Source organism: Sporomusa malonica (genome assembly GCF_900176355.1).
Classification (GTDB): Bacteria; Bacillota; Negativicutes; order Sporomusales; family Sporomusaceae; genus Sporomusa; species Sporomusa malonica.
In genome coordinates, this window is the sequence record NZ_FWXI01000044.1 from 1 (window position 1) to 13,136 (window position 13,136).

Below are 13,136 nucleotides of genomic sequence, written 5' to 3' on the forward strand. Positions count from 1 at the left end.
TACGCGTTACTCACCCGTTCGCCACTAAGTATTCATAAATGAATACTCCGTTCGACTTGCATGTGTTAGGCACGCCGCCAGCGTTCGTCCTGAGCCAGGATCAAACTCTCCAATAAAAAAAGTATGCCGTCTATATGCTTCTCAGTTATACATGCTGCTATCTTTATTAAGGAAGACATGCTTCTTAATCAGACTGAGCAGGCACAAGTTCAAAGTCACATTGTGACTACATTATATTGAAGCCGTTTATCGGCTCGTTAAATCAAAATTGTTTTTGGTTTGTGTCTTGCGACACGCACGCACATCTGGCATTTTTATGATGCATTACTTTACATTGTTCAGTTTTCAGAGAACGACGTGCATGGATGCACTAGTGTCACGGACATACCATGGATGGTACGCTTTGTCCGGGATCGTGCGCATAAATGCACTAATGTCTCAGACTTGCCATGGTCGGCATGTTGTCCTTGACCGTTTCTACATATTATCACGTTTACTTTATCGTGTCAACATAATATTTATTTACATTGTCGATACCGCCTAACGAGACAGTTTCTATATATTATCATTAACCTCAGATTAAGTCAACTGTAACCTTTTAGCAAAAAAGCAAAGCCGTCCTTACGAACAGCTTTGCTTTTTTATCCTGATAGAAAGTGTAACTTTCTCTGGATAAGAGCAACATCGGCTTCCGCTTTTGCCAAAGACTCGGCGCAAGCCGTGTTTTCTTTATGACTTAGTTCTCTACTTCGTAATTATTCTCCAAGATAGGCCTTAATTACCTCTGTATTATTACGTAGATTTTCACTAGTATCATGCATAATAATCTTGCCAGTTTTCAATATATAACCCCGTCCAGCTACTTTAAGCGCCTTATTGGCATTTTGCTCTACCATCAGTATAGTAAGGCCCGCGCTATTTAACTTTTTAACAATACTTAACGAATGATTTACTAGAATCGGCATTAAACCCATCGAGATTTCATCAATTAAAAGCAGTTTAGGACTTAGCATCAACGCCCTCGCAATGGCCAGCATTTGCTGCTCGCCGCCGCTCATAGTCTTGGCCAATTGGCTTTTCCGCTCCTTAAGCCGGGGAAAAAGTTCGTACGACTTTTCAATATTAGTTGCAATAACCTTACTGTCCTTAACGCTGTACGCACCCATCTTGAGGTTTTCTTCGACTGTCAGCTCAGGAAAGACCCTGCGCCCTTCTGGCACATAACCAATCCCAATATTTGCCCGCTCCCACGGTGGCAAACTGGCTATATCCTGACCATTAAAGCTTATGGTACCCGAGCTGGCTTTAACTAACCCCATGATTGTCTTCATAATTGTACTTTTACCCGCTCCATTAGCCCCAAGTATAGTAACAAATTCGCCGTCCTTAACCTCAATTGATATATTATCAAGCGCTTGAGACTGACCATAAAAAGTATTGATATTTTCTAATTTAAGCACAATCATCGTCCTTCCCCAGATAGGCTTCAATTACGTAAGGATTGGACTGAATTTCCTGCGGGAGCCCCTCAGCAATCTTTTCCCCGTAACTAATAACGACAATCCGGTCGCTTACCGTCATAGCAATAGACATATTGTGCTCTACCAGCATAATCGTCGTTCCCTGGACTTTAAGCTGATTAATGATTTCAATAAACTCTTCCTCAGCATTGTTGCTTAAACCGGCGCACGGTTCATCTAAGAGAATTAATAGTGGTTCAAGCGCTAAGGCTCTGGCAATTTCCAGCCTTCGCATATAACCCAGACTTAAATCTCCAGCATGCCTATCCCGCTGGGCAAGGATACCGACCTTGTCTAGCAGCATTTCTGCTTTTTCTACATTAGCTTTGGTTTGACTAGAGCCAAAGAGCCTTGATAATGAACTGTATTTGTCGAGTCCCATCGCCATAATGATATTATCGAGTACTGTCATATCTTTGCATGGATGAGAGATTTGGAATGTCCGGGCCACTCTCCGCCGTGCAATCTCGTGAGGCTTTAGTCCCTGGATTTCTCGCCCGTCAAGTAATATTTTTCCAGAGGTCGGTGCATAAACACCGCACACAGTATTAAATAGAGTAGACTTCCCGGCACCGTTAGGTCCAATTACCCCTAGCGTTTCCCCTTGATATACGTCAAAACTGACATCATTAACAGCTTTTAATCCCCCAAAGTATTTCTTTAAGTTGACGACTTGAAGCATTTTTTCCTTAGCGGTTTGCATCTCCAGTTCCCCTCCTTTGGCTGCTTACTCCATTCATTGAACCAGCTTTAGCAAAACACGGCGATAGTTTTCTCCACACAAAGCTGTTCTCTCCAAGTAGCCCCTCAGGTTGGAATCTCATCATCAAGACCAGCAACCCACCGTACAGCAGCATGCGATAATCAGAGATAAACCGGAAAACTTCTGGCATGAGACCGAGGATAATCGCGCCGACAATGGCTCCTCTAATTGTTCCCATTCCGCCAATGACGATCATAGATAGGATAGATATCGAGGTAATAAACGCAAAGTCGCTTGAGTAAATAAACCCCATATAGTGAGCATATACTGCTCCGGTAGAGCCAGCAATGGCTGTACCGATGGTGAAAGCAATGATCTTAAACCGATTGACGTCGATTCCCAGCGAAGCGGCTGCTTCTTCATTGTTACGTATGCCGCTGAGAGCCAAGCCTAACCATGAGTTCTGAATCTTGACACAAAGCATACACACAATGATGATGAGAACAACAATTAATGCAAAAAATCCTGCATTGCCCAGCTCAGCGCCAAAAAAAACCGGTTTTTTGACCTCCAGGCCATAAGATGATCCAAGATAAGGCGTATAGTGAAAGATGGCTACCGCCACAAAGTTTACCCCGATCGTGGTTACCGCTAAAAAGTCGTCTCTTACCCGCAAACTAATAAGCCCCAACAGTACGCCCACAACACCGGCCGCAAGGCCAGCTACCGGCAACGCCAGCCAAAAACTAATGTCAAGTTTGGACGTCATAACGGCTGCAGTGTAAGCTCCTATGCCAAAAAAAGCAGCATGTCCCATTGACGGTTGACCGGCATAGCCTGTAATAACATTTAAACTGAGGGCGAGCAAAATAAAAATGCCAATATTAATACCTATAACTAACTCGTACATGCCAACACCCTTTTCCTAAGTATTATGCCTTTTTACTCATCAGCCCTTCAGGTTTAACCAGTAGAATGATAATTAATGCGACAAAAGCAATAGCATCCCGAGGCAGGAAAAAGCCGATATAGCCTGCTACCAAAGTCTCGACCAAACCGATTATGAGTGCAGCTATCACAGTACCTACCGGGCTGCCCAGGCCCCCCAACACAATTAAGGCTAGCATCTTATACGCCGGGACATCTCCCATAGTAGGAAAGACTGAACTATAAAGCATACCAACCATAATACCAGCGGCAGCTGCAAAGGAATACCCTAAAAAAAAGTTTAGGGCAACAACTTTATTAATGTTGACACCCATAGCTTTGGCAATCTCCAAATCTTGAGCAGTGGCTCTCCAGGCTAGGCCAATTCTCGTATGGGTGAGAAGATACCATAAAAATACTAGGAATATTGCAGCCAGTATAAGGATCAATATCCAAGTTGGGTTTACTGTAAGCCCTTCACTTTTCCACGCCCCATATGGCAGTTGCACCTGAAACTCCCTGATGCGTGGGCCAGCAATAAGCCGCAAAAGGTCTTGGATAAAAATAAATAAGCCGATACTCGCAATAAGCGGCACAATGGGGGGGCGATTCAGCATGGGGATATAAAGAAATTTTTGAACAGCAGTTCCGAAAAAACCGGTGAGCAAAATGGCCCCTAGAAAGGAAAGCGCAATATTGTCGGTTGCTATATACAAAAATAGTCCTGCATAGGCACCGATTGCATATGCACCAGCGCTTGCTAAGTCCAAAATCCTCAGTATGCCATAAACCATGGACGCGCCCATCGCTGTTAGTGCATAAACTCCACCGATGACCAAGCCGTTCAATACTTGCTGCACTATCATAGTTTCGTACTCCTTTTCTGAGTTTAACGACATCCATCTGGATAGTAACGGGATAGAGGCCGCGCCCCTATCCCGTCTTTACATTTCTTATTCGCTAGGAGGAGTAATAATATCTTCGTCGCTAACCTCGCCATAGTAGTGGAATTCGGCGTCTTTAACAATTTGTATCTGAACAGACTTCTTAACTTCGCCTATTTTGTTATAGCCCTTAATTAGTCCAGTAACAGCCTCATAATCTTTTATTTCAGACAAACCTTGACGGATCTTATCAGGCTCAGTTCCTTTAGATTTCATTACAGTGGCTAATACCATAAAAGCATCATAAGTCGATGCAGCAACCATATCCGGCTTATGGCCGTATTTTTGATTGTAGCCTTTGATAAATTCTTGAACAATCTTACGGTCACTGTCGCGATTCATATTAGTGGTAATAATTACGCCATTAGCTGCGTCCTTGGCCACTCCGAGGAATTGTACGGTAGAATCAGCACCTTCGGTGCCCAGTATTTTAGCCGTAATCCCAAGTTCCTTCGCTTGACGAACAATCTGGGAACACTCGGCAGCATAACCTGGGATATAAATTAAATCAGGATTCAGCTGTTTAATTTTAGTCAGAACCGGGGTAAATTCTTTTTCACCAGTAGAGAAAGAATCAACAGAAATAATCTCTGCACCTAATTGCTTAGCCTTTTCGGTAAAGCCAGCAGCTAACGTCTTACCAAAATCAATATCAACCTGCAAGATTGATATTCTCTTAGCTTTGAGCATATCTACTGCTACTTTAGCGCCAGCCTTTCCTTGAACCGGACCTACAAAAGATTGCCGGAACATATAGTTTCCTGTTTTCGTGATATCAGGATGAAGAGCATAGGCTGAGATCATGGGAATTTTAGCATCTTGATAAATTTTAGCCGATGCACGGGTAGTACCGCTGTAGGAACCGCTGACAACAGCAGCAACACCGTCTTTAGTCGTAAGTTTTTGAGCAATACTTACCGCCTGTTTGCTGTCTAGAGCATCATCGTAGTTAACAAGTTCTACCTTGCGGCCGTTGATACCGCCACCATTATTGATGTTCTCTACAGCTAGTTTGGCGGCATTAAGTACACTTTCGCCGTCAGCTGCTGCTGGGCCGGTTACAGGTGCAAAGAAACCAATCTTTACAGGCCCTTTGTTGTCAGATTGAGCGCTTTGCGTGCCGCCGCACCCGGTTACCAACACGGCTAAGCTGACTAGTAGCGCCAGCACGGTAACAAATCTTTTCTTGGTCACTGGATTTCCCCCTTTAAGATTCAGAATGTTATGTTTAACTATTACTCATAATCTTCCAAAAACCTCTGTACGTTTTTGTCCTGATTAGCACAGTTCTGACTACTTGCAAAAAATGGCATTCTATCCAAAAAAAATAAGCGTTAAACAATGTTACTTGTCTAACGCCTTATGGGCAATATGTACTTGTCTAGCCGCTCCTTGTCGATACTGCTGTGGGCTCTTGCCGGTAAGCAGTTTAAACACCCTACTGAAATAGTTTGGGTCTTGATAGCCCACGCTAGCCGCAATCTCGGCCACACCTTTGTCGGTAGACAACAGCAACGCTTGAGCTCGCTTAATCCGCACCGTCTTTAAGTGCTCAGTAAAACTTACACCAACTAATTCGCTAAAAGCTCTGCTAAAATAGGAAGAGCTTAGATATTCCTTTCTTGCTAATTCATCAAGAGAGATATCTAGGTGATAATTATCAGAAATAAATTGTTTTGCATGAGCAATTGCCTTAACAATGGCTGCTTGTTGCTTTTCTGTAAGCAATGCGCACATCTCGCCAACAATGCCAGGTAGCCAGACCTTCATTTCAGCCAAAGTAGTCACCTTAGCAATTTCATCACCTGACTTAATCTTGATATCCAGCAACGTATCCGGGTCGCCCCCCAATTCCATAACACCGCGTGATACTACGGTTAAAAGTTCCAGCACGCGCACTTTTAATACATCAGGGTGCATGCGCCTGCTTCCAGCAATTGTGTCAAGCATTTGTGCAATGACAGTTTTGCCAAGCTGCCACTCGCCTTTGCGGATAGTTGTAAGTAACTTAGTCTCGTATTCAATCACTATTCGCTGACTTTCCCTATCCCCCCAGGATACTTCGCTATAATGAACAATTGTACCATTTCCTTGATAAAACTTGTACTTTAATGCAGCACACGCCTCAAAATACGACTGCCGTATACCCCTAAATGCATAGCTTTGGCCAATCCCTAAACTTATACTATACGGTAAATTTTTTGACAAATGACCTTTGATATGCCTGCCATATCGCTTAGCCATCGCTTTGGCCTCAGTCTGGCTTTCCCGTAAATCGACCGGCAGCAACAGGACTACATCACGCTCACCGGCTGTAATAGCAAAAATATTCTCTTGACCCACGACTGAAATAATGCCGTCTACGTCCTGCTCAAGCATATAGATGATCCTGTTATAGATATCCTTCTGCCGCAATTTTATAATACTGCTATCAAAACAAGCGATTCCCTCAGTATCTGCCTGAATAACGATAGCCACGGTAGGCAGTAATTGTATATTAAATATTGATAAAGACTCATCAATGTTGGTGATAGCATTTCCAAATATAGCTTCAAAGGCAAACTCACGTCTGACAGCCTCTCGAATCAACTGCCAGTGCTTACTAGATACTATAGTTTTGTTTAAGCTCCACAGCTGAGCATCAATCATTGTATCTACCTGCAGCTTTACTTAGTTTAACTACGAAAGGAGCCATATTTAAACATTAATTAGCTATGTAGGAAAGATATTCCTGCTCGTGATATGGCTTGACTCCTAAGCCGCTTACGTCTAGAAATAGCAAAAAACGACGCGATATAAACCGCGTCGTTTCTGAATTTTAGTGGCAGGGGCAGAAGGACTTGAACCCTCAACCAACGGTTTTGGAGACCGCTACTCTACCAATTGAGCTATACCCCTATATCCATCAGAGTTATTATTGTACCATAAGATTAATGATTATTCAATAAGTAACTTATGATATGTACAGTCTCTATATAATTTGTCTAGTGGACAAACTTTCATATCCAGGCAACTTATTTATAATATCACGAGAATACCCTTACGTCAATTGTATTTCTTGTAAATTATAAACTCCAAAGCCCACAGCCTAAGCTGATGAGCGTTGGAGTTTATTAATAGCTGCCAAATCAATGACCTTATGACAAAGTCGGCTGATCAGTCTTTCTTCGTGACTTATAACGAGAATACCAATATCATTGTGTTTAGCAAAGTCAAGCACCACCCGCCAAAGCTGCGCCTGCGTAATAGCATCAAGCATTGTTGTCATTTCGTCAGCAACCAAAAAGTGGGTTTTAGTAGTAAGTGCCCTTGCTACACAAAATCGTTGCAATTCCCCGCCCGATAATTCGTTCGGCCACCTATTAAGCCACGATTGCTGAATACCCAATGCTTTTACAATATCTGCATCAGGTTCGCCGCCCTCATTAAGTGTTTCTTTCATACGCCAACGAGGATTAACAGCTTTTTCAGGATGCTGGAATACTAGTTGAACAGGATTATAGCCTACCTTGGGAAGCGAAAGTCCATTAAGTAGAACTTGGCCTTCACAAGGAGTTTCATAACCGGCTAAGATGCGCCCAAGAGTGGTTTTTCCATACCCGCTTGGACCAACAAGACCAACTACTTCACCTGCTGCAATCTGGATAGTAACACCACTGAGAACCCATTGCCGGGTTCCATAATAGTAACCGATATTGTTAGCTTCAAGAAGCATAGATACACCTCACCATTCCCTGGCGCACCTCACGCGCTGCAGGTAATACACTGGCACAGCGTGAGGTGGCGATAGAGCAACGTGGTGCAAACAAACACCCGCCATGTAGCTCATTTGAGCTTGGCTGAAAACCGTCTATAGGCTCAAAACGATTTTGTGGAAGCGCCTGCCATAACGCCTTGCTATAAGGATGCCGGAGTTCGTCACCTTGACCGGCAAAGTCCTCGGCTGATGCTATTTCTACCGTTGTCCCGGCATAAAATACAGCAATTCTATCCGCAATCTTGAGTGCTGTTTCTATATCATGAGTAATAACCATCACAGCACAGCCCTGATTTGCCAGCTCACGAAAAAAATCCAAGGTTTCCTTCACGGCAACGGCATCAAGCCCTGGTGTGGGCTCATCGGCAATAACCAATCGAGCTCCACTAACAATAGCCGTAGACACAAGCACTCGTCGTGCCATGCCCCCTGATAGTTGAAACGGAAACAGACGTTCTACATGTGAAGCCAAATTATATCTGGAAAATACCTCACGTTGTGCTATAACTGCCTCCTTATTTTTACTGCCGTTACGCACTTGCGCACCTACTTGCATGAGAGGATCTAAATAATTTACCGATTGCGGCACCAGTGCGATTTCCTTTCCGCGTAAATCGGCTTGTCTCTCTGGTGTGAGCACCTCGCCATTATACTTAATTGTTCCTGTCATCCTGGAGTTGTTCGGAAGTATCCCCAGGATGGCATGAGCTAATAAGCTTTTTCCCGAGCCGCTTGCGCCTACAGCGGCAAGCACTTCCCCAGTTTTAATGGCAACATTAAGATCAGAAATCACTCGGATATTCTTTTGTCGCAGCCCGTTGCTATATTGAATAAAAGAGATGGATAAATCGTTTACTTCAAGCATGTTCATCTGATTCCCTCACTTGGTTCCGATTAGCGGCAACGTTATTCATGAGCGCTATGCGGATCAATTAATTTGCGTATATTATCGCCAAGAATATCAAACGCACGTACCATAATGAGCAGCGAAAGTCCTGGGAAAAATGCCAACCACCACATTCCGGTAGACAAATAACGCATTGATTCGGAAAGGATAATACCAATGGCCGGCTGGTGAGGTGATAAGCCAAACCCTAAAAAGGTCACACCAGCCTCATGCAGGATAGCGTGAGGAAATAGCAGTAGAAAACCTACAAAAAATTGGGGCACAAGGTGCGGCAGCATATGCTGGGTAGCGACCCACCAGCGCGAGCGTCCCAACCGCCTTGATACTTGAACAAACTCTGCTGACCGGACCTGCATGATCTCAGCCCGAATGATCCGCGTAAGACTCGGCCAATGAGTTAGTGCTACGCCGATGACTACACCTTTAACACCTCCGCCAAGTGAAAACGCAATCAGGATAAGTGTCACCAAATGCGGCAAACTCAAAAATAGATCAACCAGCCAGGAGATAATCGCATCAACAACTCGCCCCAAGGTAGCCGCCATCATGCCGAAGCCAAGTGCAATCATTACACTGGCAAAAGCCGCCGCTACACCGACCCCAAGACTTAATGTAAGCCCCTTTAATGTCCTGGCAAACATGTCTCTCCCCAACCAGTCGGTGCCAAACGGATACTCTAGTGATGGAGATAAATTCCTCAATTCAAGGTTGGTAGCTACCTTGTCAGAACTAATCAGCATACCGCCTGCAATAATACCCACCAGCAACAAGGCAGCCAACAAAGAGGAAAGCAAAGTATGCTGCCTGCGATTCAGCCGCGGAAGGGCAGCACTTCTTGCCGTACGTCCTTCGAGCTCTGAGTCAATGGCGACTGAGCCAGGATTGCTCATACAGTTGCCCCCTCTCGAATGCGCGGATCAATAACACGATAGGAAATATCCGCTAGCAGGTTGCCACTAAAGACAAATACGGCACTAAATATTACAATACCTAGCAGTAGAGGTACATCTCCCCGCAGACCGGCTTCCACAATTGTCTGCCCCAGCCCCGGGTAGGAAAAAACTTGCTCCGCCAGCACAGCGCCACCAAACAACTCACTAAATGATGCAAACTGCAAAGTAATCGCCGGTAAAGCAACATTGCGCAGTCCATGACGCCAAAATAAGGTCATACCGTTTTCCCCTCTCGCCCTGGCAAAAAGGATATAATCACTGGCCAATACGTCAAGCAGCTTAGCCCGAGTATGCAAAGCAACATTGGCTACTCCCAAAACACTCAAGGTCAGCATAGGTAAAATTAAATGCTCCAGCCTATCACTAAAAGTTACATCTTGGGTAAGGACACCTGCTGGCACACCCATACCGACAGGAAACCAGTTCAGCCAGACAGCAAAAACAATGAGAAATAATAGTCCCAGCCAAAAGGTAGGCGTGGAAGCAAGTGTATAGCTATACCACCGAATCAGACTGTCCACCCAGGTGCCCTGCTTCATCCCTGCCCATACGCCTAAACCAAAACCCACAATGCCTGATAATACCCACGCTGTTCCCATCAACGCCAGTGAAGCCAGAAACCGTTCCCCGATTACCTCGAGAACTGGACGGCGAAAAATCATCGAGGTTCCCCAGTCACCATGCAATACGGCTGAGACCCATAGCAAAAATTGTTCCGAGAGGGGCTTATTAAGCCCCCAATATTCGGCAATTTGGGCCCTTTGCTCAGGACCTACATTCATCATGTCTGCACCGATGTAGGCTTGCACAGGATCAATCGGTGAGCATTTGATTAAAAGAAAAGATAGAAAGGATAGGCCAACCAACAATGTAGTTATCCGCAAAAATTTATTCAGTAGAAATGCCACTACATCTTTTATTTGCATGATCTGATCTTTTTTCACAGGCTATTTCCAACGCCATTCTACAATATTGTCGGTAATAGGCCAGCCATGCCCATGCGGTTCAATCTTAGGTTTACCAATATCCAAGGTATCCCGGACAAAATAGCAATGCTTCAAATTAACCAGCCAGGCCCACGGTGCATCACCTTTGGCACTCAAGCCTGCCGTACCATCCCACTGCGCCTTTTTCCAGTTTTCCATAGCTTCTTGCTCATTCGTGGCTGCCATGGCCCTTTCCATATACTGGTCAACAGCCGGATTATTGTAGAAACCGGCATTATAATATTCAATACCTGCTTTTTTACTAATGAACAGGTCATACATTTCAAGCGGGCTGTGGCTGCCCCAGCCAAATAAAATAGCGTTGGAGTAGGCTAGCTTCTTAATTTCATCCCAACTCTTACCCTCAGTCCTAACATTGATGCCTAGCGGTTTGATCATATCTGCAACCGATATGGCCAGAGACTGCCGGGTCTTGTCTTTAGCAGGATAGATCATTGCAAATTGGGCTTTAAGTGAACTTTTCTCCAGAATGCCATCGCCATCAGTGTCTTTCCAGCCAGCATCAGCAAGTATCTTTTTGGCTTCATTCATATCATTATCTTTGATAACACTGTCTGGATTCCACCAGGGTAAGCCGTCACATACCGTGTACGCCGGTGTACCTTGCCCCTCTAATACGCCGTCAACAAGGGCTTTTCGGTTGATCGCTACATTTATGGCCTTACGGATGGCAATATCTGCTGTTACGTCATTACCAATATCTAAGCCTTTGTCTGTTTTACCGCCGCCTTTAACATAAGGGAAGAGAATACCACGATTATCAACACTGTCAACCGCCATAAGGCTCATTCCCTGTATCTTCTGTTTGCTGAGAGCTGGCGGAACAACGGCCATATCGACCTTACCGCCTTTGGCAGCAGCCAGAATGGCATCCTCAGATAGGAATAAAAATGTCAGTTTGGTAAATTGAGGCTTGGATCCATAGTAGTGAGGATTGGACTCTACAATGAGTTGCTGGCCTTTATCCCACTGGACAAATTTGAAAGGTCCGGAACCAATCGGTTTCTGCGCATAATCCTTATCATGGGCATGTTTCGGCACAATACCTGTGGAAATAAGTTTGTCAACAAAGGTGGACTGCGCCTTATTTAAAGTAAACTTTATTGTAACATCGTCGACAACTTCAACACTTTTCAGATTTGTCAAATCAACGACAGAGGCATTCTTGGCAGCTGTCTCATATGTATATTTTACATCGGCAGCTGTTAGCGGTTTGCCATCAGAGAACTTGACATCCTTGCGGATTTTCACGGTCCATTCAAGCCCATTGTCACTGACTTTATACTCTGTAGCCAGATCATTTACCACTTTCAGGGTATTGTCCCGTTTTAGCAATGTACTTTGAAACAAGGGCGAACCGTACCGGCCCCAGCCAGTAGTAGGGTCAAAACCGCCTTCCGGTTCGGACGCAATTGCTAAAACAAGTTCAGTTTTCTTATCGGCAGTTGCCTTTTGATCTTTCGATTGTGAACAACCGGTAATGAATAAAAGACTTAATGTAACCAATGTAATCATTATCAATAATGTTCGCTTGTTAATCATTTTTGTTCACTCCCCCCAGAGCATTAATTATTATTTGAGAAGATCTGTTTATCACGTTCGAGAGTACCACCCCTTTAGCCATTTAGGCAAAATAAAAAGCCACCGAAAGATAATTACTCCTCTTCAGTAGGAATAATAGCCTTCGTGGCTTATGCATTGCCCGTATTAAGTTAATTTCTTCACTTTTAAAACAACAACTTCATGTTGTCGACTATTAAATCATAGTATATTCTGTTATATTTTGCAAGTATAAATTTTCAAATATCTTTTTGTAAATTTTAAAGCACTCACAAATGTAAGTGCTTTAAAATTTCATACATAAATGGCTCCTCGAGTAGGACTCGAACCGTCGACCGATCGGTTAACAGCCGAACTACGCCATTTCATAGCATCCCATCTGCGTTGTTGTCAGTCCGGGCGTTCCCTCCGACGTACTTACCAGTACGACTACGGGTACGTCCTCCCTCCGCCTAACATATGGAATACTCTGAAACGTCTAAGCCTTATATATAAAAAATATGGCTCCTCGAGTAGGACTCGAACCTACGACCGATCGGTTAACAGCCGATTGCTCTACCAACTGAGCTATCGAGGAATGTTTTATTTAAGGAATATATATATTCCCTAAAAACTTCACAGAAGAAAAGCATTGCGCATTAGGTTAATGTTTGCACTTAGCAAACGAGGTAGTTAAGTCAAGTCCTCGGCCTATTAGTACCAGTCAGCTGCGTGGATTGCGCCACTTACACATCTGGCCTATCTACCTTGTCATCTACAAGGGGCCTTACTTCTTTCGAATGACAGACCTCATCTTAAGGCTGGTTTCACGCTTAGATGCTTTCAGCGTTTATCCTTTCCGGACGTAGCTACCCAGCT

Annotated in this window: 11 protein-coding genes, 2 tRNA genes and 2 rRNA genes; all 15 read right to left on the reverse strand. The window is 44.2% G+C overall.

Annotated elements, in window-relative coordinates; translation table 11 throughout:
- Positions 1-116, reverse strand: a 16S ribosomal RNA gene (locus B9A22_RS24245); the annotation flags it as partial.
- Positions 117-755: 639 nt separating this feature from the next.
- Positions 756-1,460, reverse strand: a complete 705-nt coding sequence (locus B9A22_RS24250; protein ID WP_139796385.1) for an ABC transporter ATP-binding protein — start codon at positions 1,458-1,460, stop codon at positions 756-758.
- Positions 1,453-2,223: an ABC transporter ATP-binding protein gene (locus tag B9A22_RS24255; RefSeq protein ID WP_084578510.1), complete on the reverse strand. Its 771-nt coding sequence runs from the start codon at positions 2,221-2,223 to the stop codon at positions 1,453-1,455. The genes B9A22_RS24250 and B9A22_RS24255 overlap by 8 nt, the downstream gene beginning before the upstream one ends.
- A complete protein-coding gene (locus tag B9A22_RS24260; protein ID WP_084578511.1) occupies positions 2,210-3,133 on the reverse strand; it encodes a branched-chain amino acid ABC transporter permease in 924 nt (307 codons plus the stop codon). The genes B9A22_RS24255 and B9A22_RS24260 overlap by 14 nt, the downstream gene beginning before the upstream one ends.
- Positions 3,134-3,155: 22 nt before the next feature.
- The gene (locus B9A22_RS24265; RefSeq protein ID WP_084578512.1) at positions 3,156-4,016 is read right to left on the reverse strand and encodes a branched-chain amino acid ABC transporter permease; all 861 of its coding nucleotides are present in this window, start codon (positions 4,014-4,016) and stop codon (positions 3,156-3,158) included.
- An 87-nt stretch (positions 4,017-4,103) separates the two neighbouring features.
- Positions 4,104-5,288 carry an ABC transporter substrate-binding protein gene (locus tag B9A22_RS24270; protein WP_084578513.1) on the reverse strand — a complete coding sequence of 395 codons (1,185 nt, stop codon included), beginning with the start codon at positions 5,286-5,288 and terminating at the stop codon, positions 4,104-4,106.
- Positions 5,289-5,438: 150 nt separating this feature from the next.
- Positions 5,439-6,743 (reverse strand): helix-turn-helix domain-containing protein, encoded by a 1,305-nt coding sequence (locus B9A22_RS24275; protein WP_084578514.1) that lies wholly within the window; start codon positions 6,741-6,743, stop codon positions 5,439-5,441.
- A gap of 173 nt (positions 6,744-6,916) precedes the next feature.
- Positions 6,917-6,992: transfer RNA gene (locus B9A22_RS24280), tRNA-Trp, on the reverse strand.
- A 190-nt stretch (positions 6,993-7,182) separates the two neighbouring features.
- A complete protein-coding gene (locus B9A22_RS24285) occupies positions 7,183-7,809 on the reverse strand; it encodes an ABC transporter ATP-binding protein (protein ID WP_084578515.1) in 627 nt (208 codons plus the stop codon).
- The gene (locus B9A22_RS24290; protein ID WP_084578516.1) at positions 7,799-8,722 is read right to left on the reverse strand and encodes an ABC transporter ATP-binding protein; all 924 of its coding nucleotides are present in this window, start codon (positions 8,720-8,722) and stop codon (positions 7,799-7,801) included. The genes B9A22_RS24285 and B9A22_RS24290 overlap by 11 nt, the downstream gene beginning before the upstream one ends.
- A gap of 35 nt (positions 8,723-8,757) precedes the next feature.
- The gene (locus B9A22_RS24295) at positions 8,758-9,648 is read right to left on the reverse strand and encodes an ABC transporter permease (RefSeq protein ID WP_084578517.1); all 891 of its coding nucleotides are present in this window, start codon (positions 9,646-9,648) and stop codon (positions 8,758-8,760) included.
- Entirely contained in the window at positions 9,645-10,637 is a 993-nt protein-coding gene (locus B9A22_RS24300) for an ABC transporter permease (RefSeq protein ID WP_084578519.1), read from the reverse strand. Before B9A22_RS24300 ends, B9A22_RS24295 begins: the two co-directional genes overlap by 4 nt.
- A gap of 21 nt (positions 10,638-10,658) precedes the next feature.
- Complete coding sequence (locus B9A22_RS24305) at positions 10,659-12,260, reverse strand: ABC transporter substrate-binding protein (RefSeq protein WP_084578518.1); 1,602 nt, start codon at positions 12,258-12,260, stop codon at positions 10,659-10,661.
- A 519-nt stretch (positions 12,261-12,779) separates the two neighbouring features.
- A tRNA-Asn gene (locus B9A22_RS24310) sits at positions 12,780-12,855 on the reverse strand.
- Positions 12,856-12,951: 96 nt separating this feature from the next.
- Positions 12,952-13,136 (reverse strand): 23S ribosomal RNA (locus B9A22_RS24315); the annotation flags it as partial.